This window comes from Chthoniobacterales bacterium (genome assembly GCA_035274845.1).
GTDB lineage: Bacteria > Verrucomicrobiota > Verrucomicrobiia > Chthoniobacterales > UBA10450 > AV80.
This window is the reverse complement of record DATENU010000019.1, coordinates 53284-77276: the sequence shown is the minus strand read 5'-3', so window position 1 is coordinate 77276 and position 23993 is coordinate 53284. Positions and strand designations below refer to the sequence as shown.

Below are 23993 nucleotides of genomic sequence, written 5' to 3'. Positions count from 1 at the left end.
GAGCAAAGCGCAGTCGAGCCGTAACGCAGCCAACAAAGTTGGCGAGGCCGGGCTTTCAAACCCCGACGAGCGTCTATTGCACGCTGACCCCTATTGGACCCAATCAATGCTCTCTTCAGACCTGGCAAATGTCGGACTTCAAAGTTGAGCCTAGGCGTTTGGTGTCCATGTGCCCGACTGATAATTCGGTTTTCTGAGGACGATCTCACGCGTGATCTTATCCGGCGAGTTGTAAAAGAAGAAGTACAATACGTCTGGCTCTAGATCCTGAGTAAACCACGCGAAGCGGCGCGCAGGTGGAAAAAAGCCCCCAGGGTTGTCCTGCCAATACGTGTCGTTCGGCTCGAAGTGACAGCAAACGCGCTGGAGACCATCATCAGAGGCCGGCAGCATGACGTCATGAAACTTACATCGGGCAGCCTGATACGCGCCCCAACCGTAGCCGGGCGGGCCGGCGAAGTGCCGACAGTAACAACATTCAAGAGCGCCTTTTCCGTTCGGCATCGATGCGGCCTTTACGTCTAACGAGAATAAGATCAGCGACGCCTACCGGGAATGAGCATTGGTCGGAGGTGAAATGGTTTGGTCACGGGAAGTCTGAAGCGAACGACGCGTAGGCGTTCGCTGGATCGCATGGTTAGGCGGTTGCCTTTGATTCAGAAATGCGTGCATAAATAATGGCGTCGAGGTAAACGCCTTGCTTGAAATGGTGATGTCTGAGCAGACCTTCGCGCTGAAAGCCTGCCTTCTCCAGGGTGCGGTGCGAAGGAACGTTCGGGGAGAAAGGCGTAGCAAAAAGCCGATGAATTCGGAGCTGTTGAAATGCGTAGTCGCTGAATGTGCGGATGACGCGGGGCATCAGGCCGAGCCCGCGATAAGACTGCGCCAACCAGTAACCGAACTCTGCACTATGAGCATCTGCCGACAGCTCTCCGACCATGCCGATGGCACCGATTAGGTAGCCTGATGGCTCACGGAGAGCGAAATTCGTGGTTGAAGAGTCGACGGATTGCTCGCAGCGGTCGAGCCACCAGTCGGCGTCCGCCTCCGTGTAGGGGAACGGTATGGCCAACAGGTTGTGGACAATCTCAGGGTCGGCGAAATGCTCCAAGTAAGCGGCCTTGTCGGCTCGCACGATGGGACTGAGGCAGAAACCATCGCTGACTTCGAGACGGATGCTTTTGCCTTCGTTCACGGAGTGCGCGCGGCAGCGGCCTAATGAGACACAAGATCAGCGACCGCTGGCGAGAGCGCGCGTGACTGCAGGTTGAATGTGGGAGTCGTGGGAAGCCGGAACGCGGTGCGGCCAGCGGTTCGTCAGATGTTGGGTTCACTCGGCTGTGTAGCTGGCTACCCTCCACTGTCCGTCTGTGTCGCGCATCACAGTCAGTTTCTCCACGACTTTGCCCTTCTTGGTGGATGTGGTGTCGTACTGCAAAAGAACAAACTCGCCGGAACGTCCTCCCGGGCTCTTCGTAGTAAATTCCGTCGAGCGCAGTTTACGGTCGCGGAACGCGCCAAACTCGCGTTGCGCCATACTGAAACCGAATTTCCACTTCCATTGTCCCATGCTCTCACGAGGGGCTGCCGCCAATGCCTGCCAGCTCTCGCCACTCTTACCTGCGTCCACGAGCGTCAACCACTCGGCGGCCGCCGCTATGGCCGCCTTCTCCGGAGGCGAATCCCCCGCGCAAAGACTCGAGACAGCCATCAGAAATGCGAAAAAGATGGTTCTCATGCAACGAGAGCCGATGACGCGCGTAAACATCTAACGAGAATAAGATGAGCATCCCGCCATCGCGGGATTCGCTCCATCACCTGGTTAGGTCTGAGGTAATTTCCTCCAAAGTTTTCTTATGACGTAAATGATAGCCGTCCAGCCATACGCGTCGAGCAGCGAAACCGGGAGCAAGAACTCTGGATAGTGCTCAGCCGCGGTCCAGGCGGGAAACAATAGTCGACACAAGAAATAGAACGGCAACAAAGGCAGGCCCAAAAACAGCTCGATCACGGGTGGCGATCGCTCAGAGATGGACGAGCCGCCGGACGTCCGGTATGGAGCTGCCCACGCGTCGGCAGCCAGGATGAACGCGATGGCAACACCGATCATTATGACGATGCCCGGAGTGAGCGTCCAAAAGCGAACGCGCCGGGCCGCCGCGACAGATACTCGTGGCCCCAACAGTGGAAACAGGATCCCCGTGAGCGCGAGCAAAACACCGCAACCGAGAATGCCACCCAAGATGTCCACAGTCGGCGACCTAACGAGACAGAAGTGAGCTACCGCCACCGATGGCGAGCTCGACTCGGAGCGAGGAATTTCTAGTCATGTAAGATGTGAACGCACAGCGGGTGGCGGTTAGCTCCACTGACTGGTTAGGTCTTAGTGTCTTTCGAAATCGGTCTAATCACGGTTCCGTCGAGAAGGATAATGACTTCTCTCTGATCGTGGTAGTCGGCTGTCCAAAAGTTTACCATGTAGAAAAACCATTCGTCTCGTGCTTCCGACTCGGGCTTCATTAACGCTACGGCGTTCAGGTGACACTCACACTGCTGCTCGGGCGTCAGGGTAGCGTTCGCGATGCGCACCGCATCGCGAGCGCTCAACGGGACATCTTTGCTGCGGTCGCGCCACGCAGTGGCGTCGAGACGAGCTTTAGGAACCGAATAGGTCAGCACAGCATGGAGATCGCTATGAGAAATCAAGAACAAGAGAACGTCGTCATCGGCCGCCACGACGTTACGCGCCATCATTCCGCCAAGATAAAACACCGCGCAGAACAAAACGATAACGGAGTGGCGCTGCATAGACCTAACGACGACAAGATGAGCGACGGCGGACGAGAGAGCGCGTCGCGCGGAGTGGAAGTGTGGGACTCATTTCAGAAGGGGAGCGGACACCGGTCCGCCGTTCGCTCCATCGCATGGTTAGGTCCGTCACGCGAGCTTTTCTAAGGCGGAGATGGTGCCGGAGAAAGGTCCATGTTCTGGAGTTCGTAAGAGATTCTAAGCATCTCGTCCACCTGCTGTGTCGGAATATCTGGGCGGTATTCATGAAAAAGGTGCTCTAACCGCGCCTTGTCGACGGGGGGCAACTGACGCTTGCAAGATATGACGACTCCGTAGGGAGCGGTAGAGTCAGTGATAACGCCGACGTCTCCGAGTCCGGCCTCATGGCTCACCGCATCCTGAAGGCGTGCGGCTTGGACGGACAACCGACGATAAGCTCGGGCTCGCATAAAACCCAGCAATAGCACCACGGCAAGCAGGGCGCCGAAGACAAGGAACAGAATGGTCCACCTTTTCATCGCGGCGCACGCATAGACCTAACGAGAATTAGACGAAAGCACGTGCACGTGCAGGTGCACGCGGATTTTCGAAGGGTTAAGGAAATTGGGGTTGGTCATTTGTGGGGTGGCCGGTAGGAGAGTGCAATGTCACTCCCAGATCCACACCATACGCTCCGACTCATTAATCATGAAACCAGGGAGCGACTCAAGGTTGAATTGGTCGATCTCCTCTATCTGAGGGCGTGCAGCTGCCGCATCCGAAGGCTTCCGCTGGCGAACAAGACGATGGTATCAAAAACAGTTTCGCTTGGCGCGGCACCGAGGCGGACCGAAAATCGAGCGGGATGGGCGGAATTTCAGCTTCGACTCTATTGTCCCCTGGCGCGGCCGCTCCAAACATCGCGCGACGGAGCACGCGATCCCACCTTCGCGGAATCAGGAAAAGCCGGTTGGCCCCGGACGCCGCAGCGCGGCGTCCCTACCAGGGCGCGTCCCGCAGGGACGCGGCTACAGAGAAACGGCGGTTTGGAAAGCGCCGCTCCTTGTGGATCGCCAGAGGCAAAAGGGTAGCGCGCGAAGGACGCGAATCCTGTCGCGCGCTGACCAGCCGCCGTCCCTACGACCAGGTTATGAGTCGCAGCTCGTGCGGTTGCATCAGGTGCGGATGGACCGGGACGACGCGCACGCTGAACCCGTAGGTCCCGCTGTCCGTCGCCGGAACGGAACCCCGATAATTGTAATTGCCCTCTCCTTCCGCCCGCGAACTGCCATCGAGAACAGTCACCGTCGGGTTCTTGATCCCGCCGTTTTCCGCTTCGCCGTGATAAGCCTCGACTCGGACATGATCCGGACTAACCGCGCCGAGATGAACGCGCGCAGAGATCTGGAGCGCTTCGCCCACCTGGATGTTCTGGCGGTCGGCGTTCCCGACCTGGACCTCGAGAATACTGACCTGCGGCCAATCCTTGCGCATCTTCGCTTTCCACTGGCTGAGCCCGGTGGCGGCCACACAATTATCCCGCAAAAACTCCTGATGAGCTTTCGCGGCCGGGGTATACAGGCGCTCGGTATATTCTTTCACCATGCGGTGAGTGTTGAACACCGGCGTCACGCTCCGGATCGATTCGCGCATTAACTGCAACCAGGCGAGCGGCAGTTTCCCGTCCGGCTTCGCGTAATACAGCGGAATGATCTGGTTCTCGAGCAACTGATAAAGGCTGCTCGAATCGACTTCGCTTTGGAAATCGACGGTGCCGCCCTTGATTTCGGCGCCGATGGCCCAGCCGTTGTTGCCGTTGAAGCTTTCGCACCACCACCCGTCGAGCACGCTCAAATTCAATCCGCCGTTGGGCGGCAGTTTCATTCCGCTGGTGCCGCTGGCTTCGAGCGGACGGAGCGGATTGTTCAGCCACAGATCGACGCCCTGGACGAGCCGGCGCGCAATGTAGGTGTCGTAGTCTTCCACGAAAACCATCCGGTTTTCGAACCCGTGCTGCCGGCTGAATTTGTAAACCTGCTGAATGAGGGCCTTGCCGCCTTCATCCTGCGGATGGGATTTGCCCGCGAAGATGAATTGGACCGGGCGCGTCTCGTCATTGAGCAAACGTTTCAGCCGCTCCTGGTCGCTGAAGAGAAGCGCGCCGCGTTTGTAGGTCGCGAAGCGGCGCGCGAATCCGATGGTGAGAATCTCGGGATCGAGAATGCGATTGACGTTCCGGATCGATTCGGGGGATTCGCCGGAACGCTCGCGCGCGAGGCGGACTCGATCGCGGACGAACTCGATCAGGCGCAGTTTCAATTTCTGGTGCGTCTCCCAAAGCTGCGCGCCGGGAATGTCCGTCACGCGCCGCCAGAAATCGGTGTCGGTGAGATGTTCCTCCCAGTCGCCCAGATACTTTTGGTAGAGAGCAGAGAACTCGGGCGCCATCCAGGTCTTGGTGTGGACGCCGTTGGTGATGCTGGTGATGGGAACTTCATGCCCGGGAATGCCGGCCCAGACATCTTTCCAGAGTCCGCGGCTGACTTCGCCGTGGAGTTTGCTGACTCCGTTTGAATGACGGCTCGCGCGCAGGGCCAGCACCGTCATGCTGAAGGCATCGAGCGGATTCACGCTGGCCTGGCCAAAGCGGAGAAGCTCATCGAAGGGCAGGCCGAGCTGCGTCGCGAAATCGCCGAAATAACGCTTCATCATCTCGCGCGGGAAGGCGTCGTTTCCGGCGGGCACTGGCGTGTGAGTTGTGAAAACGTTCGCCGACGCGACCAGTTGGAGCGCGGAATAAAAGTCGAGGCCTTGCTCCACGCGCAGCCGGATCCGCTCCAGCGCGAGGAAGGCCGAATGGCCTTCGTTCATGTGGAAGACTTCGGCGTCGATCCCCAGTGCGGTGAGCGCTTTCACTCCGCCGATCCCGAGCACGATCTCCTGCCGAATCCGCATTTCCAGATCGCCGCCGTAAAGCTCCGCGGTGATGCGCCTATCCTCGGAGTTGTTCTCGGCGATATCGGTATCGAGCAGGTAAAGATTCACGCGACCGACGTGGAGTTGCCAGACTTTGGCGCGCACTTCGCGATCGAGGATCCGGACCGAGATCAGCAGGTTGTTGTCGCCCTGCCGCACTTCGCGGATCGGCAGGTGATGAAAATTCTGGTTCAAGCTGACCGCGTGCTGGACGCCTTCCTTGTCGATCACCTGTTTGAAATAGCCGTGGCGATAGAGCAGACCGATCGCCACGAAATTCAGGTCGAGGTCGCTCGCGGATTTGCAATGGTCGCCGGAAAGAATGCCGAGGCCGCCGGAGTAATTCGGGATCGATTCATGGAAACCAAACTCGGCCGAGAAATAAGCAACCGGTCTCTCGATCACGCGGCCGTTGCCGGTCTTGCCGTAGGTATCCTTGCGCGACAGATAGGCACGATAGGCGTCGTGGACCTCCTTCAATTCGCGCAAAAAATTCTTGTCCTGCGATACTTCGATCAGCCGGGCCTGCCGCGAAAGCTGAAGCATCCGAACAGGATTGTGGTTGGTTCGGTCCCAAAGTTCGGGGTCGAGGTGCCGGAAAAGGCGGCGCGCGGAGGGCTCCCAGGTCCACCAGAGATTGAAGACCATCTCGCGCAACGGCTCGAGCGCCGTCGGCAATGTGGGGATGACATTATACGTGTGGTAGGTCGGCATGGAGAAGCCCCTCAGGGAAGGAGCGCAATGTGGCAGCAAAGAATTTTAGCATCAAGCATTCCATTGGCCATGGAGCCGGTGGGCCTTCGCGCCGGTGGGCGTCGGAGCTGTCTCTCCCCGGGGGCTTTGGGTCGAAGCGCACTCTCCCCGGCCTGGAGGCAGGCCGGCTCCAGCTAACGCGCCCGCTTTGGCGCCACCAGAAGTCCCAGGAGCACTCCCGTCGCCAGCCCGCTCAAATGCGCAGCCATGCTGACTTGCGGAGTCGAGAAATCGAAGGCGGTCTGGACTGCGACGATCAGGAGAATGTTCTTCAGGCGCCGGCCCGCCATCGGGTCGTTTCGATTCCGCAAAAGATAGCCGGCCCAAACCCCGACCACGCCCATGACGCAACCCGACGCTCCCACGAGCGGTCCGGGCCGGATCAATTGGAAAAAATGCAGAAGCAGAACGCCGGCACCGGATCCGAGCCCGGAGAACAAATAGTAAACGGCGAATCGAATCGAGCCGATGGTCCGTTCCAATCCCGGCCCAATAATAAAAAGCGCGACGAGATTGAAGACGAGATGGAGCGGACCGTAATGGAGAAAGAGGGAGGTCAGGAGCCGCCAGTATTCGCCTTGGAACCGGACCGACCAGGGGTCCAGCGCGCCGAGGCGATGCAGCGTGGAGGGATCGGTCGAGCCGCCCATCACCAGCTCGGCGATAAATAGCGCGATATTCAGCGCGATAATGACAAGTACGGCGATGGTCGGCCGAGCGGTTCCGGATCCGAAGGCGCTGGTCGCGGGCCGTTCGCTTTGTTCGATGCGGCGGACCAACTCACGATTCTGCGGGGAGAGCGGTGCGGGGGCAATGATGCCTGCGGAGTTCATGCGTTGCGCGATCTCCGCCCGGAGCAATTGATCGGCTGTCGCCATTCGCAACTTCTCGAGGCGCGCGTTCCCGGCTGGAATTTCGCCGGCGGTTAATTCAGCGGTCCCAAGCCAGAATTCTCGAAGATCCTGCGGAAGCCCGGAGAATGAGCGCTGCTTCGCGAGCGCGGGCATCCGTCCGCAAAAGGCCAACACCATTCGCAGGCTGGCGTGGTAACTCCAGGCCGGTAACTGCACCGGATTCGCCGCCGCCACAAGCGCGGCGAACTCGAGAACCAGCTCGTCCCGCTCGCCGATCTCACCGAGGGCGCGGAGATAAAGAGGAAGCAACGCAAAATCATTCTGTCGGGCGGCGGGAGCCAATTCCTTGCGCGCCCATTCGACGATGCTGGCCCACTCGCCACGCAGGCGAAAGGATTGAGCGATGGCCTGGCGCCCGACGTTGGTTTGATTGTTCCGCAACGGCGCGAGGAGAGCGACCCCGGACGAAATGTCTCCCTGTTGGGCGATGGTCATCGCTCGAAACAGTTCTGCTTGCTCGCGCAGGGCGGCAGAGGGGTGAAGAACGCGCAGGGAGCGGGACAACCGCGACGCCGGGCCGAAACGTTGCCGGCTGGCGAGCTCAGCGGCCTTTCGCAATCCGATGGCAGGGAGCACCAGCAACGCCACCCAGGCCCCGGCGCCAACAAATCCCGCCGTCTCGGGATTCATCAACCAGGCAACGACGTTTACCAAAAGCACCGCAAACGAGGCCAGTCGCCACGGGCGATATAAACCACCACGCCGCCAGGTTTGCCCCAGCAGGACCAGCGGCGAAATGGAGGAAACAAAAAGAAGGATGTGATTGAGATCGAGCATGGAAGCGACGGCGCTGGAACTTGTCGGTCGAGTGTGAATGGTGAATAGCAGACCATTCACCGATCACCAGTCACTATTCACTTTTCGAGCAAGTTGCGGCGGCGTAGATGAGTGAAGCATGAAACTACGAGTGACCATCTACCTCGACGTCATCTCCTCCTGGTGTTTTTGGGCGCAACCGGCCTGGGAGGAACTGAAGAAACGTTACGCGGGCCGAGTGGATTTCGACTGGAAGATTGCGTTGATGGATGCGTCCGGTTTCCCAAAGTCGATTGAGCAGGCGGAATGGTTCTACCGGCGCAGCGGAATGATGATGCGCTCGCCTTTCATGCTCAAGCCGGGATGGTTCGAGCCGGACCTCCAGGAATGCCTGGCGCCCAATCTCGTCGCCGAAGCTGCGCGCGACCTGGGGGTGACCGACGATCGCGTGCGCATGGCGCTCGCTCATGCGACCGAACGCGAAGGGCAACGCACGAACGACTGGGAACTTTCGGCGGAGATTGGCGCGAAGGCCGGTGGCCTCGACAAAGCGAAACTGCTGGAACGCGCTCGTTCGCCGGAGATCGAAGCGCGGGCGCGCCAGAGCACGGCGGAGTTTCACGCGCTTCAGGTTACGCAACGCCCAACGTTCGTCGTCGATAGCGAGATCGGCGACCGCGCCATCTTTTCCGGGTTCGCGAAGCTGGAGCCGATCGCGTCGACCATCGATGCGATGCTCGACGATCTGGACGGCTATGCGGCCCACGCGGCGCATTTCGGGGAGCCGCCGCCGGCGTGATCTGGATTGAGAATTCGCGGGGCCACGAGTAAACTCGAATCGTGAACCCCGAAGAAATTAGAAACCATCTTAGAGCCGTCCCGTTCGTGCCTTTCCGCGTCCACATGAGCGATGGCAAATATTTGGATGTGCTTCATCCAGAAATGGCCATGTTAACGCGGATTGCGCTGGTCGTAGGTCGACCGGTTGCCGATCCCACGAAAGACATTCCCCTTCGTGCCGACACGACCTCTCCGCTACGCGTCGTGAGGCTTGAGCCGCTGGTCGCAGCCTGAGCTAGTAGATTCACCTTGCTACCGCACGAATGTTGCTTACTACTTCCACTCGGCTTGCGAAAAGCACGCCTGTCACCGCGGTTTCCGCAGCCGAGGTGAGGCAGAGGTGTCCGGCGGCCAGCGATGGCTTCCGGGGAGGATGCGGCAAATAAATACGGCTACACGGTTCACTTCCCGGGTTGCTGGTCCGGAGCTTTGATTTAATCTGCAACCACAAATTCGTGTAAACGGTCGGATTCGCGCCCGCGAAGTGCGGGTCATTCTCGGGTCCACCAGCGAGCAACTCGGCGTCATGAAACTGTCGGACGCGTTGCGCAAAGCTCAGAGCCTCGGTCTCGATCTGGTCGAGGTTGCGCCCACAGCCAACCCGCCGGTTTGTAAAATCGTCGACTTCGGAAAATTCCGTTACGACATCTCGAAGCAGGAGAAGGACAAGAGGTCTTCGGGAACCAAGCTCAAGGAAATCAAATTCCGGGTAAACATCGACGACCACGATTACCTGACCAAGATCCGCCACGGCGAAGAGTTTCTCGACAAGGGGAACAAGGTCCGGGTCCAGCTTCAATTCCGCGGCCGCGAAATGGCGCATCAGGAATTTGGAATGCAATTGATGGAAAAGGTCCGCGACGACCTGTCCGGCATGTCGCAGGTCGAGATGGAGCCCAAGATCGCGGGACGAAACATCACCATGACTTTGTCCCCGCTGCCGGCAGCGCGGCGCAAACGGCGTTTCACCGCGCATCCCGATCAGTCCGAGCTCCAGAAACAAAACGGCAGCGGCGAAAGCGCCTAACAAGTAGTTGGTAGCGGCGACGCGGCAACAATTGCCGCTGGTCAGTTCCATTCCCGCCTGTTAGCTGTTGCGCGCGATCCACCACAGGCGGCGATGACTTTCCTAGACCGAGCGGGCAGCCCGCGAAATTCTTTCGATTTCCTGCGCTTCGTTTTCGCGACCGCGGTCGTTGTCAGCCATAGCTTCGCGCTCCTCACCGGGACCGAAAAAGACGAGCCGATCGCACGGTTAACGAACGGCGCGCTCACCTTCGGCGCCCTCGCCCTGGCCGGGTTTTTCGCGTTGAGCGGCTACCTGGTGACACACAGCTGGCTGCGATCGCGCGGAGTATTCGATTATTTGCGTAAGCGTGTTCTCCGAATTTATCCGGGGTTCATCGGCGTGATCCTGGTCGGCGCGCTCGTGATTGGACCGCTCGCGGCCCTCGATCTCAGGGCGTATTTCGCCCAATTGCATTTCGGAACGCTGATCGGCCAGGCCCTGATCCTCCACGAACCGTCGCAACCCGGAGTCTTTCACGACATTCCGTTCCCGCAGGTCTTCAACGGCTCGCTTTGGACCATCAAATGGGAATTCTGCTGTTACCTGCTGGTGCCAATTCTGGCCGCGTTTGGATTGTTCCGCCGGAGAATCGGAACGACGCTGGTTTTCCTCGCCTTCCTGATCGCGTTCGCAGCTTTTGCTTACGGCAACATTTTGTCCGTGCCGCGCTCGGTCGTGGTCTTTGGCGGTCCGGCCTACGGCTGGCTCCGTTGCGGCGCCTATTTCCTTGGAGGAATGACCTTCTATTTGTGGCGCGACAGAATTCCGGCCCGCTTTTCCTGGTGCATCGCCGCGATGATCGCTTTGCTGGTCTTTCAACGCTGGATCGACCTCGCGCTCATGATAACTGGGCCGTATCTGCTTTTCTATGGCGGCTACACGCGGAACGCCTTTCTCTCGCAATGGTCGCGCCCCGGCGATTTCTCCTACGGCCTTTACCTTTACGCGTGGCCCGTCCAGCAACTGACGGTGCAATGGTTCGGCCCTTCTCTTACCGTCGCGACTTTTTTTCTGCTCGCCTTTTTCGAGATTGCGCTCTTTGCCGTCTTCAGTTGGTTCGTGATTGAACGCCCGTTCCTCCGGTTGAAGTACGGCCGGAACGCACTCGCGCATCCTTCCGGCCCGGTGCTGACGAATTAATCTGGCGGCTTTGCTTCCCCCGGCGGCTCGGAGGCGGTCACGGAAATCAATTCGTTTACGCGCGCGATCGAAAGCGCGCGTCCAGTCATTTCATCCACTTGCACGAGCGCGCCGCAAAGGCGGACATCGCCTTTCGCGACCGGAAATATCACCGGTAGGTTGGAAATGAAACGGTTCACAATCGGCTCGACGGTTCGGCCCAGGATCGAGTTCACCGGACCGCACATTCCCGCATCACAAAGAAACGCGGTCCCGCCCGGGAAGATTTGTTCGTCGGCCGTCTGGACATGGGTGTGGGTGCCGATCACGGCCGAGACCTTGCCGTCCAGAAAACGGCCAATGGCGATCTTCTCGCTGGTGGTTTCCCCGTGAGCATCGACAAAGATCACCGGAGTCTGCTCGCGCAAGGCCTCAACCGCTGCCTGGACGGCGGGAAATGGGTTCTCCAGGATTGGCTGCATGAACGTCCGCATTTGCACACTGATCACCCCGACTTTTCCTTTCGCCGTCTCGAGCACGATCGAGCCGTTCCCCGGAGCGCCGGGTGGATAGTTTACCGGGCGCAGCAAACGGGGCTCGGTATCGATAAAGGAAAGAATCTCCTTTTGATCCCAGATGTGATCGCCCGTCGTGATAACCGAGACGCCCGCCCGCAACAAATCGATGGTAATCTTCGGGGTGATGCCGCGGCCGCCGGCGGCGTTCTCGCCGTTCACGACAATGAAATCCACCGCAAACGATTCCTTCAGGCGCGCCAACTGGCCGATGACGGCGTTCCGGCCCGGCTCGCCCACCACGTCGCCCAGAAAAAGAATCGTCAGCATCGGGCGAGCATCGTATTGAAAAGCCGGAAATCCAAACCGTGATCTTTCGCTTCCGCAGCTTTCTTTTTCTTGTCCTTCTCACCGCCTCCGTTCACGCCGCCGATCACCTCAGCAATCCGCTGGCCGATCCGCCGAAGTGGAGCGCGCTGGAAAAATTCCAGAAGACCATCACGCATGACGAATTCGAGCGCCTGCTCCGCGGGGTTTATTGCACCCACGGGATCGGCGAGGAATTCATTCGGGTGGATTCAAACGCGGCTTGCATCCTGATGGACCGCGATGCCCAGAGCTGGTTCACCCTTCGCTTTGCCGAGCCCGACGCGAAGAGCGAGAAAGTTCCTCGTTGGTGGCGCCCGGCGCATGCCCTGCCCAAAACGAAGAAGGGCGGTCCTCTCTCGGGCGTGAAGATCGCCCTCGATCCAGGGCACCTGGGCGGCGCGTGGGCAAAGATGGAGGAACGCTGGTTCAAGTCGGGCGATGCGGCGCCCGTGGAAGAAGGCGAAATGACTTTGCGAGTAGCGAAGATGCTCGCGCCAAAACTGCGTGCTCTCGGCGCCCGGGTTTCGTTTGTCCGCGACAAAACGGAGCCGGTCACGCCTTACCGGCCAAAAGATTTTAAGGCGACCGCGCTGGCCGTGCTCAAGGCGGAAGGGATTGAAAATCCGCAGGAAGATTTTCAGCGCCCGGACGATCCGCTGAGGGAACAGAGCGTCCGATGGCAGAGCGAGATTCTGTTTTACCGCACGAGCGAGATTCGCGAGCGGGCTCGGCGGGTAAACACGAAACTGCGCCCCGATGTGGTGTTGTGCCTGCACTTCAACGCCGAAGCCTGGGGCGACGAACGCAATCCGACACTGACCGACAAGAACCACCTGCACCTCCTCGTCAACGGATCGTATCTGCCGCCCGAGCCCGAATCCGACGACGTGCGCTTCGAGATGTTGCGACGCCTGCTCAGCCGAGACTTCGACGAGGAACTGGCGATCGCTGATGTCGCCGCGCCTGCCTTGGCGAAGAAGAGCGGACTGCCGCCCTACGAATACACCAAGGACATTGTCACGAAGGTCGGCACCAGCGGATTCGTTTACGCGCGGAATCTCGCCGCGACGCGGCTTTATCAATGTCCGGTGGTCTATTTCGAGCCCTACGTCATGAACAGCGTCGATGGATTCGCGCGAATCCAGGCGGGCGATTACGAAGGCACGAGGATGATCAACGGGACAGAACGCATCAGTATTTATCGAGAGTACGTCGGCGGCGTCGTGGATGGCCTGGTCGACTATTACAAAAACGCGCGCAAATAGAGATTTTTGGGAATTGCGAGGCGTCCAGATCTTGACGGCTTTAAGCCGTCAAGATCCGAGGCGCGATCAAAGAAGGGCGACGGCTGCTTCGATGTCGGCCGCGGTCACGTTTGTGGCCAGGTGGGCTGAGCCAATTCTCGACAAGAGAACAAACCGGATTTGGCCAGCCGCGAACTTTTTGTCGAATCGAAGCGCGCTTAGGATTTTTTTTCTCGGAAAATCGGGGGGCAACCGCGTCGGCAGCTCGAACGTTTCCAAGGTCCTCACGACCTGAGCCCGCTCGGCGTCGCTCAGCCCTGCTTTCCGCATCGAGATTTCACAGGCCGCGACCATTCCGAGACTGATCGCTTCACCATGAAGGAAATCCCGATACTCCCCTGCCCGCTCGATGGCATGCCCCACGGTGTGACCGAAATTCAACAGGGCGCGCTCGCCGGTCGTCTCGCGTTCGTCGGCAGCAACGATGGCCGCTTTGATTTCGACATTCCGGCGAATAAGCGGCTCCCAATCCGTCCGGTCGAATCGTGGCAACGTCGCGAACATTTCCGCGTCGCGAATGACGGCGTGCTTGATGATTTCGGCAAAGCCCTGGCGCAATTCGCGCGGCGGCAACGTCGCCAGCGCATCGACGTCGGAAATGACCAGCGCCGGCTGATGCCACGCGCCGATCAGGTTTTTCCCGGCGATCGTATTCACGGCGGTTTTTCCACCGATGGAGCTATCCACCTGGGCAAGGAGCGTTGTCGGTATTTGCACGCATGGAATTCCGCGGTGATAAATCGCGGCCACGAATCCCGCCAGATCGCCCACCATTCCGCCGCCGAGTGCCACGATGAACGAGGTCCGGTCCAACCCGGCTTCCAACATCCGGCCGCAGATTGCTTCCGCCCCGGTCATCGCCTTTGATTCTTCGCCAGGCGGGACCGTAAACAATGCGGCCTGGAACCCGGCGCTGGTGAGACTTTGCCGGACCTTCTCCGCGAAAAGCCCAGCGACCTTATCATCCGAAATAATCGCGCAGGCCGGCCCTCGTAGTTTTTGAGAGATCAAATCCCCTGCTTGCCCAAGAAGATTCGGGCCGACGACGACGTCATACCCCTGCTCTCCGGCTCGCACTTTGATCGAATTCACGATGCCGGAAGCGTACCGGCCACCTCCATCGGGCGAAAGAGAAAAGCGCCCGGCGGTTTCCAAGTTGCCTTGACAAATCGGTCCGGCGTTCCTCTAAATGAGGAATGCCAGATCCAGTCGATCCGACGCCGCCTCCCGCCGCGAATCCTGCTCCGGGCCCAACCGCTTCTCCGACCGCTACGGGACTTCCCTCAAACGTCGCCGCCGCCCTCGCCTGCATCCCGCTCATCGGCGGGGTGGTCTTTTACATTCTCGAAAAACACGACCAGTTCGTCCGGTTCTACGCGATGCAGTCGATCATCTTTGGCGGCATCTGGTTTCTCTTCAACATCATCTCCTGGGTAATCCAACATATCCTTTGGGCGCTTCCCGTCATCGGAGCTGTTCTCGGCGCGCTCTGGATTTTCGTATCGGCGCTGATCCATCTCGGGCTACTTGTGATCATGATTATCGCGATGGTGAAGGCGTTCACCGGCGTTCGTTGGGATATTCCGTGGGTCGGCCCCATGGCCCGGAAGCAAATCGGCGAGGCTTAATCGTTTCTGCAGCCGCTGCCCTGTGGGCAGCGCCTTCGCAGCTACGCCCCGGATCGCCGCCCACAGGGCGGCGGCTACAAAAATCAGCACGCCAATAGCTTGACCACAATCTCCGTCAGGATCAGTTCGTGATCGAGCTGGCTGCTGACCAGGCGCAGGTTTGCTTCCAAACAAGCCTCGAGACCGGCAATGAGCTTCTCGGTCTGAAACCGGTGCGCCTGTTGCGCGGCAATCCCGAGCGCATACCCGTTGATCGAGCCATCTTTTTTTCGAGGCAAATGTTCCGTCGCGTCGGCAGGCAGGCGATTCAGGGCGGAGATAAAGGTAAACGGCGCGTGCGGACGCGGAATCCGATAACGTTCCATCAAATCTTTGGCCAGGAGCAGATTCCGGATGGTGGGCAGGATCGCGACGAGGAGAATGCCAATGGCGCTTTCGCCCTGGTCGAGCAGGCGCTTTACGAGCATCAGGGCACGTCCCAGGTCGCAGGCCGCCAGCGCATTTCCCAGCTCGAAAATCACGCCCGCGCGCGAGAGGGGCACCAGTTCCCGCACCTGCTCAACGCTCACCCGCCGTTCTTTGCCCAGGAAAAGGTCGATCTTCTCCAACTCATTTTCGATTTGCCGCGTGTCGCCGCCGGTCAGGAGCACGAAAAGATCGAGCGCCTCCTCATCGAACTGAAGCTTCCGCGCTTTCGCTTTTCGCCCGACCACCTCGGTCGCTTCCTCTTCCCAGCCGGAACGCGAGGAATCGAGGCGATCGATCACCTGCACCTCGGCGCGTTTGCCGAGCGTTTTGTAAAAGGAGCGCCGTTTGTCGGTCTCGGTCGCGCTGATCAACAGCGTGACGTCCTGCGGAAGACCGGCGTCGATCAGTTCCGCCAGCTCCTCTAGCGCGCCCAGCACCGACGCGGACCGGCCGATGACGCTGTCTGCGAGGCAATTCGCGTTCTTGAACCAGACCAGCTTGGATCCGCCGAAAAACGGCAGGGTTTGCAACGCCTCGACTGCGAGCCGGATCTTCGCTACGGCTTGGTCGACGTTGTCGGCGCAGGCGTCGATCACTTCCAACCCAAATTCTCCAGCCTCCGGCGGCGTCAGTTTCGCCGCCAACTCCGCCGCGACGCGTTTCACCTCGCTTTCGTCGGTGCCGACGATTGCATGGACGTTCGATTCGGACCCGGCTGTCTTGGCCTTGGCTTTCGGCATTGGTGGCGGCAAATTTAGCCGCCACCCGCCTGTTGCAAAGAAGTTCCGAACTCGCTCGCCGCGTATTCGCGAAATTTTGCCTCCAGAGCGGTCACGTTCTGAAACTTCGAGCCGAACGTCTGGAACAACGCGGTCTCGAACGGCTGGTGCCGTCCCATCGCATCAAGGAAAGTGAGGAAGCTCGCCTTGTCGGTCGCCACGAGGAAGCGAACGAGCTTCTCTGATTCCTCATAGAAGATCGCGACCTGGTCCGAAGGCGGGTAGCTCATCGTCGTGAGGGTCGTCAGCGGAAAGAGTTTTTCCGCCGCGATCGTTTGGGAACGCGCTTTGGCGCTGTAGTTGCGCGCCCGATAATAGCTGGCCTGCGCACCCTTCGAAATGTATTGGGCGAACCCTTCGTTCAGCCAGAGCGGGACACCGTCCGGATAGTAGCGATGAAGAACCAGGTGCACGATTTCGTGCCCGAGCGAGTTGTCGCTGAATTTGTAGGCCGGATCCCTGACCACAAAGAGGCTGCCCTGCGATTGAATGCCGCCAGTCCAGGGCTCCAATTTTCCGGCGGTCTGGAATTGCTGCCAGTCCGCCGGTTTTTGGAAAACGTAGAGGTGCGATTTCGTATTGCCCGCGGGCTGCTCGCGCTGGAGCTCCTTGGTGATTACGCGGTAATGGAATTCCGCTTCCACCGAGATCGGCGTCACCACGAAACTGTCCACGAAGTGATAAATGAAATGCTCGGTCTCGCCGTGCTTCCATTGCTCGGGATGGATCGCCAGGGCCCTGGCGCCGAGCGGATTTGGATCGCGCTGGCTGAGGCGCGAAAACTCCACTTCGGGCAAGGCGTTTAGACCGGGGCTGGTGGCCGGCGGCTGGGCCTTAGCCGGGAGGGCCAGGATGACTGGCAGAATGGCGGGGAGTAACTTGATGAATCTCATGCCGGGAAGAGAAGCTAGTCGCGTGCGAGCCACGCCTGCCGATCAGACCCGGGAGCGCCGGCGGCCGCTGTTCCGAGCATATTTCACCGGCTTTCGCTTGGGTTCGATCTTCGTCAAGCCGGTGCCGCTCTTCACTTCCATGATTTGATCTCGGAGTAACGCAGCCCGCTCGAATTCCAAATTCGCCGATGCGCTTTGCATCTCCTCTTCGAGCTCGCGCAGCAATTCCGTGAGATTGAAATCCCCGCCCGATTCCTGGATGACCGACGCCGCGATCTCGCGCCCTCGCAAAATCGTATGGAGGCTTTCCTGCACCGCGCGCCGGACCGTTTGCGGCGTGATTCCGTGCTTCTCGTTGTACTCCATCTGCTTCGTTCGCCGGTAATCGGAAATCGACATCAACGCCTGCATGCTTTGCGTCACCGTGTCGGCGAAAAGCACGACCTCTCCGTTGATGTGACGTGCGGCGCGCCCCGCCGTCTGGATGAGCGAGGTCTGGCTCCGGAGAAAACCTTCCTTGTCCGCGTCGAGGATGCAGACGAGCGACACTTCAGGCAGATCGAGCCCCTCCCGAAGCAGGTTGATGCCGACCAGAATATCAAAATCCGCCGCGCGCAAGCCGCGCAGGATCTCGACCCGCTCGATCGTGTCGATGTCGCTATGCAGATAGCGCACCTTCAAACCGACATCGCGCAGGTAATCCGATAGATCCTCCGCGGTCCGTTTGGTCAGCGTCGTAACCAGGACGCGCTCCTGTTTCTCGACCCGTTGCCGGCAAAGCTCTATTGTCTCGTCGATCTGGTTCTTGAGCGGCTTAAGCGTGATCTTCGGATCGAGTAATCCCGTCGGCCGGATAATCTGCTCGACGACCAGCGGCGCCCCCGGCGTGTGCACATCGAACTCGCCAACCGGCTGATCTGTCGGAGAAAGCGGCGCAAGTTTGGAACTTGCGCTCCGGCCGGGCCGCAAGTTGGAAACTTGCGCTACAGCTTCGCCCGCGACGAGGAAAGGAATCGGCTCATCTTCCCCGATCCGCTCCCTCTTATGCGGAAAGTATCCCTTGTTCCCCACCACGCTGTTCTTGATCTCGAACTCGGCCGGCGTCGCGCTCACGTAGGCGATCTGGTTCGTCATCCCCATGAATTCCTTGAAATTCAGAGGCCGGTTATCCAGCGCGCTCGGCAAACGGAAACCATATTCCACCAGCACCGTTTTCCGGGACCGGTCGCCTTCATACATCCCGCCGATTTGCGGAATGGTGGCGTGAGATTCGTCCACCACCAGGAGGAAATCCTTTGGGAAAAAATCCAGCAACGTGAACGGCTTCGAGCCGGGCATTCGCCCCGACAGATGGCGGGAATAATTCTCGATCCCATTGCAGAAACCCATCTCCTGCAACATTTCGAGGTCGTATTCCGTCCGCATTTTCAGCCGTTGCGCTTCCAGCAGCTTGCTTTGCGCTTCCAGCTCCACGATGCGGTGATCGAGCTCGTTGCGAATCGACGCCAGCGCGCGATTCAGCTTGTCCGCCGGCGTGACGAATTGTTTCGCCGGATAAAAAGTGATCACGCTCAAGCCCTCATGGGCATGGCCGGTCAGCGGATCGAATCGAGTGATCGCGTCAATCTCATCGCCGAAGAATTCCAGCCGGATCGCTTCTTCATCCGCCGTGGCGGGATAGACTTCGACCACGTCGCCGCGCACTCGGAACTTGCCGCGCGAAAAGTTCATGTCGTTCCGCTCGTAGAGCATGTCCACGAGCCGGCCCAGAACGGCTTCCCGGCCGATCAGTTGGCCCTTTTTCACCGTGAGCAACATCCGGAGATAATCCTCCGGCGAGGTCACGCCATAAATGCAGGAGACGCTCGCGACCACGATGGTGTCGCGCCGGGAAAGCAGCGCGCTCGTCGCCGAAAGCCGGAGACGCTCGATCTCTTCGTTAATCGAGGAATCCTTCTCGATGTAGGTGTCGGAACGCGGGATGTAGGCTTCCGGCTGGTAGTAATCGAAGTAGCTGACGAAATATTCCACGGCATTCCGCGGGAAGAATTGTTTGAACTCGGAATAGAGCTGCGCCGCGAGAGTTTTGTTGTGGGAGATGATCAGCGCCGGCCGGTCGAGCTCGCGGATGACGTTCGCCATGGTGAATGTCTTTCCGGAACCGGTCACGCCAAGGAGGGTTTGGTGGCGGTTGCCGGCTTCGATCGACTTCAACAGCTTCGCGATCGCCTGGCTCTGGTCGCCCCGCGGCTTGTAGTTGGATTCGAGCTCGAACGCCATCAAGCAAAATAGCACAAGGTGGATCGAGCGCTCCGCCGCTCGATGGGCTGCGGCGCTCGCCGTGCTTTTGACTCGCTATGCGTTAGAAGCGCGGTAGTTATTCTCCGCGAATCGCATGAATCCCAAGGCATTCTTCACCGAGCTGCGACGGCGTAATGTTTACCGCGTTGCCGTCGCCTATGCGGTCGTCGCATGGCTCATCATCCAGATCGCGGCTGCGACCTTTCCGGTTCTGGAAATCCCGAGATGGTGCGTCCGGCTCGTTGTCGTTCTCCTCGCCTTCGGGTTCCCTGTCGCCGTGATTCTCGCCTGGGCTTACGAATTGACTCCCGAAGGGATCAGGCGGACCGAAGATGTCGCTCCCCAGGAATCGATCAAGAAGCAGACCGGCCAAAAGCTGAACGGACTGATTATCGGAGTGCTCGCCTGCACGGTTGCCTTTCTCCTTTATCAACGCCTGCACCCCGCTGAAACGGCGGGCGGCGCGCCGGAAAAAAGTATCGCGGTCCTTCCTTTTGAAAATTTCAGCGACGACAAGGAGAACGCCTTTTTTGCCGATGGAATCCAGGATGATATCCTGACCAGCCTCGCAAAAATTCACGAACTGAAGGTGATCAGCCGGACGTCGGTCATGCCCTACCGGGGCGCGACGAAGAAGAACCTGCCGCAAATCGCGCAGGCCCTGGGAGTGGTCAATGTGCTGGAAGGGAGTGTGCGCCGCGGGGAAAACCGGGTGGTGGTTACCGTGCAGCTCATCGATGCGCGGAACGATCGCCATCTCTGGGCGAAACGTTACGACCGTCCGCTGGCGGATTCGCTCGGGCTCCAGGGCGAGCTGGCCTCGGAAATTGCCTCAGAGCTTCGGGCCACCCTGAGCCCGGAAGAAAAGGGCCGCGTCGAAACCAAACCGACGAAAAACCCCGACGCCTACGTGCTTTACCTCAAGGCGCGGACGTATGAATCAAATCCCGATCGGCTTTTCGAAGCCTACAAGGTGGCAGAGGAACTCTATACCGATGCCATCCAGCACGATCCTTCTTTCGCGCTGGCCTATGCCCGCCTCGCCGCCACCGAGGCGCGGATTTATCGCTGGTTCTACCCGACGGATGACCGCAAAGCGCGCATGAAGACAGCCGCCGAAAAAGCGCTCGAACTCAGCCCCGACCTGGGCGAAGGCCATCTCGCCTTCGGACTTTATTATTATTGGGCGGAGGCCAATTACGAAAAGGCGCTCGAGGAATTTAGGATCGCCGCGGCCGCGTTGCCGAACGACAGCGACATCGGTTACTTCAGGGCCGCGATTCTCCGCCGGCAGGGTCAGTTCAAGGAAAACCTGGAACTGCTGAAGACTACCCAGGCGGTGGACCCGGGCAATGTGCACGTCGCCCTCGAAATCGCCTTTACCTACGCGATTCTTCACGACTGGCCGCAGGCCGCGCGGGCTTACGATCGCGTGGTCACTCTCGCGCCGGAATCGGCCAACTATAAGATCAACCGGGCCTACATCGATTTTTACTCGACTGGAAAAACCGCTCCGCTGAAAGCGGTCCTGGCGCAAATCTCACCGGGAATCGATCCCGCGGGCCTGGTCACGAGGGCGCGCTGGGATTTGGCCATGATCGAACGCGATTTCGCGGCCGCCGAAATGGCCATGAGCTCCTGTCCGCTCGACGTCTTCGAATCAAACGGTCTCCCGACGCCAAAGAGCTTTTATCGCGGATGCGTTGCCCTCGCCCGCGGCGATCTCGCCGCCACCCAAACCCAATTCGCGGCGGCTTTGCCCGATTTCGAAAAGGCGGTCCAGGAGGCCCCCGGCAACGGCGTGCGCCACGCCAATCTCGGCCTGCTCTATTCGTTTATGGGCCGAAAGGAAGAAGCAATCCGGGAAGGCCGGCGGGCCGTCGAGCTTTTGCCCGAATCCAAGGACGCGGTGGACGGACCTTGGGTAAACGGATTTTTGGCAATGATCTATGCGCGGACGGGCGATGCCGATTCCGCGTTACCGCTTTTGGAACGTTTGCTCGCCACGCCCGGCCAGGTCGACAACACGAATTGCTGCATCACGGCCAGCGATCTGCGCTCACGCTGGCAATGGGACCCAATCCGGAATGATCCCCGTTTTCAGAAACTCCTGGCCAAACCTTGATCTTCTGTAGCCGTCGCCCTGTGGGCGACGCCGAGGCGGGGCGGTCTTCGCCCTGATCGGGTCGCCGCCCAAAGGCGCCTCCCACGTTCGCTTCGCACAGCGAAGCGGCTACAGAAGCAATTCCCAGAACGCGGCGCCGAGATTGTCGAGGACGTCGCGCGGCAACAACGATTGTTCGGTTTGGCCGCGCTCGACGATCGCGACCTCTGACGCACGGCCGCAGGCCCACGCGCCGATTCGGGCCACGTCGTATAACGAAACTCCCTGGCCCATCAAACCGGCACAAACGCCGGTAAGCACATCCCCCATCCCGCCGGTCGCCATGCCCGGATTCCCGGTTGAGTTGTAACTGAGCGGCTTCCCGCGTTCGCAGACAACCGTCCGGGCCCCCTTGAGCAGCAGAGTCACCGGAAACAAATCGGTGAAACTGCGGGCGAGGCCGGCGCGTGACATTTTGCCCGGATCCATCAGCCGTTTCATTTCGCCGGGATGCGGCGTGAGAAGGCGGGGACCGGCGCAACGTTTCAGGACTTCAACGTCGTCCGACACGATGTTCAGACCGTCGGCATCAACCACCATCGGGGCGGTCGCGCGCTCGATTAGCCGCAGGACATCTTTTGCCTGCGATTTGCCCAAGCCGGGTCCCACCGCCCAGACGTCGATCTTCTCCTCCAACAAATCCCGGTACGAGCGAACGGCCTTGACCATGGCCTCGGCCGGCGCGGCCGCGGCCACAATCGGATAAATCTCTTTCGGGACAAAAACTTCGACCAGACCCGCGCCCGAACGCAACGCGCCCTGCGCGGTCATCAGCGCCGCGCCGATAAATCCCGGCGACCCGGCGACGACGCCGATCCTTCCGAACTCATTCTTGTAGGCGCCGAATCTTCGTCTCGGCAAAAGCGCGCGGAGCGATTGGTCGGTGGCCAGGAGATCGTTCGCCGGAACCTGTGGAGTGACCAGATCGGCCAGCGGAACGACCGCAATCCGCCCGACGAGATCGATCACCCGGTCCGCCACCAGGCCGTGCTTTGCGAATGCGATCGTGCTGGTAAAATCAGCCACGACGCAATCCGGATCGCTGTCGCCGTTGTCCCCGTCGAGCCCGGTTGGCAAATCGACCGCGAAAACGAACATCCTTTCCTCGCGTCGAAGACGATTGATTTCCTGCGCGGCTGTCCGGACGGGTTCCCGCAAAAGGTGTTTCGACCCAAGCCCCAGCACGCCATCGAGAATGATGGAAGCCGAGGGACGCATTTCTGCGAGTCCATCGACGATCGAACGCTCGGCCGTCCTGCATTCCTCCAGCTTCTTGCGGGTCAATTCCGCGCAATCGTTCTCGGGAAAAACCAGACGCAGATCGATTTCCCATCCCGCCTCCTTCAAACACCTGGCCGCCACGAGCGCATCACCGCCGTTGTGGCCTTTCCCGACGAAGACGAGCGCTTTGCCCGGCTCAGGAAAGAATTGCCGGACTGTCCGGGCAACACCGGCGCCGGCGCGATCCATCAATGCTTCCACCTCGACACCGTTGGCAAATGCGGCCTCTTCCGCCGCCCGCATGGCCGCAGAACTTACGATCGGCGATTCCAATTAATCCTCCGACTTCTTCTTCTTCGATTTTTTCTTCTTCGGCTTGTCGCTGTCGCTATCGCTGCTCTTAGATTTCTTGCTCTTGCGCGAGGACTTCGAGGATTTCGACGACTTCGACTTCTTCCGGTGGCCGGAACTTTCCGGCGGAACGCGCACGAAGTCGTTCCCGAGCGACAGACTTCTCAAACTGGCCGTGAGGGGCTTGGAAGACATCGGAGGTTGCCGGTTAATGCCCCGCGCGATTTGCTCCGCCAGGCTTTGGCGATATTCCGCGCTCAAGGCGAGCCGCCCCTCGGTCGGATTGGTCAGGAACCCGCATTCCACCAAAACCGAGGGAATCGCGGTGCGCCGCAGGACATAAAAACCGCGCCGGCGGATTCCGCGATTTTCCGAAGGCGAAATGGAAACGACGTTGCGATGAATGCTGGCCGCGAGCGACGCGCTGTCGGAACGATAATAATAAGTCTCGATCCCGTTCGCTCCCACGCGGGAGGCGCAGTTGAAATGAATCGAGACGAAGCTCGCTCCCCGGTAATTGTTCGCGATCGCGGTCCGCGTTCCCAGGGGGATAAAGACGTCGCTGTCCCGGGTCATGATTACGCGATACCCCTGGGCCTGCAGGATCCGCTTCAAACGCTGGGCAACATCGAGCGCCTTATCTTTCTCGCTGATCCGCTGGCCGGGAACGCCTCCGCGGTCAAAACCGCCGTGCCCGGCATCGATTATAATGGTGCGGGATTGGCCGTAACCGGACGAGGCCAGCGCCAGGAAAAGCGCAAGCAGAGCGCAGCGGCTCCAGGAAAAATGAAATCGATTCATCGC

The 23993-nt window shown here is 59.6% G+C and carries 20 protein-coding genes; 6 read left to right on the top strand and 14 right to left on the bottom strand.

All coding sequences use genetic code 11. The features are described 5' to 3' along the window. Positions 1-150 precede the first annotated feature (150 nt). The 7 genes from VJU77_12980 to VJU77_12950 all read right to left on the bottom strand — a co-directional run bounded on the left by VJU77_12980 (position 151) and on the right by VJU77_12950 (position 8189). On the bottom strand, positions 151-393 hold the full coding sequence (locus VJU77_12980; protein ID HKP04260.1) for a hypothetical protein: 243 nt from the start codon (positions 391-393) through the stop codon (positions 151-153). Between the two features lie 244 nt (positions 394-637). Continuing rightward, positions 638-1195 carry a GNAT family protein gene (locus VJU77_12975; GenBank protein ID HKP04259.1) on the bottom strand — a complete coding sequence of 186 codons (558 nt, stop codon included), beginning with the start codon at positions 1193-1195 and terminating at the stop codon, positions 638-640. A gap of 135 nt (positions 1196-1330) precedes the next feature. Beyond that, on the bottom strand, positions 1331-1768 hold the full coding sequence (locus VJU77_12970; GenBank protein HKP04258.1) for a DUF4019 domain-containing protein: 438 nt from the start codon (positions 1766-1768) through the stop codon (positions 1331-1333). Between the two features lie 54 nt (positions 1769-1822). Beyond that, entirely contained in the window at positions 1823-2251 is a 429-nt protein-coding gene (locus VJU77_12965; GenBank protein ID HKP04257.1) for a hypothetical protein, read from the bottom strand. Between the two features lie 125 nt (positions 2252-2376). Then, positions 2377-2808, bottom strand: a complete 432-nt coding sequence (locus tag VJU77_12960) for a hypothetical protein (protein ID HKP04256.1) — start codon at positions 2806-2808, stop codon at positions 2377-2379. 1098 nt (positions 2809-3906) lie between these two features. Further along, positions 3907-6459, bottom strand: coding sequence for an alpha-glucan family phosphorylase (gene glgP / locus VJU77_12955; GenBank protein ID HKP04255.1), 2553 nt, complete (start codon positions 6457-6459; stop codon positions 3907-3909). Between the two features lie 173 nt (positions 6460-6632). After that, positions 6633-8189, bottom strand: a complete 1557-nt coding sequence (locus tag VJU77_12950) for a rhomboid family intramembrane serine protease (protein ID HKP04254.1) — start codon at positions 8187-8189, stop codon at positions 6633-6635. Between the two features lie 118 nt (positions 8190-8307). On the opposite strand from VJU77_12950, the gene VJU77_12945 reads away from it, so the two are divergent. From VJU77_12945 to VJU77_12935, 3 genes are all read left to right on the top strand, one after another. After that, positions 8308-8967, top strand: coding sequence for a DsbA family protein (locus tag VJU77_12945; protein ID HKP04253.1), 660 nt, complete (start codon positions 8308-8310; stop codon positions 8965-8967). Between the two features lie 480 nt (positions 8968-9447). Next, positions 9448-10035, top strand: a complete 588-nt coding sequence (gene infC / locus VJU77_12940) for a translation initiation factor IF-3 (protein HKP04252.1) — start codon at positions 9448-9450, stop codon at positions 10033-10035. A gap of 93 nt (positions 10036-10128) precedes the next feature. Beyond that, positions 10129-11217 carry an acyltransferase gene (locus tag VJU77_12935; GenBank protein ID HKP04251.1) on the top strand — a complete coding sequence of 363 codons (1089 nt, stop codon included), beginning with the start codon at positions 10129-10131 and terminating at the stop codon, positions 11215-11217. Here the strand turns inward: VJU77_12935 and VJU77_12930 are convergent. Beyond that, positions 11214-12041: a TIGR00282 family metallophosphoesterase gene (locus VJU77_12930; GenBank protein HKP04250.1), complete on the bottom strand. Its 828-nt coding sequence runs from the start codon at positions 12039-12041 to the stop codon at positions 11214-11216. The two genes, VJU77_12935 and VJU77_12930, sit on opposite strands and share 4 nt — an antisense overlap. A gap of 38 nt (positions 12042-12079) precedes the next feature. Between VJU77_12930 and VJU77_12925 the strand changes: the two genes are divergently transcribed. Beyond that, positions 12080-13345: a hypothetical protein gene (locus VJU77_12925; GenBank protein HKP04249.1), complete on the top strand. Its 1266-nt coding sequence runs from the start codon at positions 12080-12082 to the stop codon at positions 13343-13345. 66 nt (positions 13346-13411) lie between these two features. Here VJU77_12925 and aroB read toward each other — a convergent pair whose 3' ends face one another. Next, positions 13412-14476 carry a 3-dehydroquinate synthase gene (gene aroB / locus VJU77_12920; protein HKP04248.1) on the bottom strand — a complete coding sequence of 355 codons (1065 nt, stop codon included), beginning with the start codon at positions 14474-14476 and terminating at the stop codon, positions 13412-13414. Positions 14477-14580: 104 nt separating this feature from the next. Here aroB and VJU77_12915 point away from each other — a divergent pair, with 104 nt between their 5' ends. After that, positions 14581-15012, top strand: a complete 432-nt coding sequence (locus tag VJU77_12915; GenBank protein HKP04247.1) for a hypothetical protein — start codon at positions 14581-14583, stop codon at positions 15010-15012. An 83-nt stretch (positions 15013-15095) separates the two neighbouring features. Here the strand turns inward: VJU77_12915 and holA are convergent, their stop codons facing one another. The 3 genes from holA to VJU77_12900 are packed head-to-tail and all read right to left on the bottom strand — an operon-like array spanning position 15096 to position 19432. After that, positions 15096-16220, bottom strand: a complete 1125-nt coding sequence (holA, locus tag VJU77_12910) for a DNA polymerase III subunit delta (GenBank protein ID HKP04246.1) — start codon at positions 16218-16220, stop codon at positions 15096-15098. A gap of 14 nt (positions 16221-16234) precedes the next feature. Further along, a complete protein-coding gene (locus VJU77_12905; GenBank protein HKP04245.1) occupies positions 16235-17152 on the bottom strand; it encodes a hypothetical protein in 918 nt (305 codons plus the stop codon). A 42-nt stretch (positions 17153-17194) separates the two neighbouring features. After that, positions 17195-19432 (bottom strand): excinuclease ABC subunit UvrB, encoded by a 2238-nt coding sequence (locus tag VJU77_12900; protein HKP04244.1) that lies wholly within the window; start codon positions 19430-19432, stop codon positions 17195-17197. 115 nt (positions 19433-19547) lie between these two features. Between VJU77_12900 and VJU77_12895 the strand changes: the two genes are divergently transcribed. After that, positions 19548-21578 (top strand): tetratricopeptide repeat protein, encoded by a 2031-nt coding sequence (locus tag VJU77_12895; protein ID HKP04243.1) that lies wholly within the window; start codon positions 19548-19550, stop codon positions 21576-21578. A gap of 108 nt (positions 21579-21686) precedes the next feature. On the opposite strand, the gene VJU77_12890 is transcribed toward VJU77_12895, so the two are convergent. Both VJU77_12890 and VJU77_12885 read right to left on the bottom strand, forming a co-directional pair. Further along, a complete protein-coding gene (locus tag VJU77_12890) occupies positions 21687-23171 on the bottom strand; it encodes an NAD(P)H-hydrate dehydratase (GenBank protein ID HKP04242.1) in 1485 nt (494 codons plus the stop codon). After that, positions 23172-23990: an N-acetylmuramoyl-L-alanine amidase gene (locus VJU77_12885; protein ID HKP04241.1), complete on the bottom strand. Its 819-nt coding sequence runs from the start codon at positions 23988-23990 to the stop codon at positions 23172-23174. Positions 23991-23993 lie beyond the last annotated feature (3 nt).

Coding starts and splice junctions, on each gene's coding strand:
- VJU77_12980 (HKP04260.1), bottom strand. CDS start 393: ATGCTGCCGGCCTCTGATGATGGTCTCCAGCGCGTTTGCTGTCACTTC.
- VJU77_12970 (HKP04258.1), bottom strand. CDS start 1,768: ATGTTTACGCGCGTCATCGGCTCTCGTTGCATGAGAACCATCTTTTTC.
- VJU77_12960 (HKP04256.1), bottom strand. CDS start 2,808: ATGCAGCGCCACTCCGTTATCGTTTTGTTCTGCGCGGTGTTTTATCTT.
- glgP (HKP04255.1), bottom strand. CDS start 6,459: ATGCCGACCTACCACACGTATAATGTCATCCCCACATTGCCGACGGCG.
- VJU77_12950 (HKP04254.1), bottom strand. CDS start 8,189: ATGCTCGATCTCAATCACATCCTTCTTTTTGTTTCCTCCATTTCGCCG.
- VJU77_12945 (HKP04253.1), top strand. CDS start 8,308: ATGAAACTACGAGTGACCATCTACCTCGACGTCATCTCCTCCTGGTGT.
- VJU77_12935 (HKP04251.1), top strand. CDS start 10,129: ATGACTTTCCTAGACCGAGCGGGCAGCCCGCGAAATTCTTTCGATTTC.
- VJU77_12930 (HKP04250.1), bottom strand. CDS start 12,041: ATGCTGACGATTCTTTTTCTGGGCGACGTGGTGGGCGAGCCGGGCCGG.
- VJU77_12915 (HKP04247.1), top strand. CDS start 14,581: ATGCCAGATCCAGTCGATCCGACGCCGCCTCCCGCCGCGAATCCTGCT.
- holA (HKP04246.1), bottom strand. CDS start 16,220: ATGCCGAAAGCCAAGGCCAAGACAGCCGGGTCCGAATCGAACGTCCAT.
- VJU77_12905 (HKP04245.1), bottom strand. CDS start 17,152: ATGAGATTCATCAAGTTACTCCCCGCCATTCTGCCAGTCATCCTGGCC.
- VJU77_12900 (HKP04244.1), bottom strand. CDS start 19,432: ATGGCGTTCGAGCTCGAATCCAACTACAAGCCGCGGGGCGACCAGAGC.
- VJU77_12895 (HKP04243.1), top strand. CDS start 19,548: ATGAATCCCAAGGCATTCTTCACCGAGCTGCGACGGCGTAATGTTTAC.
- VJU77_12885 (HKP04241.1), bottom strand. CDS start 23,990: ATGAATCGATTTCATTTTTCCTGGAGCCGCTGCGCTCTGCTTGCGCTT.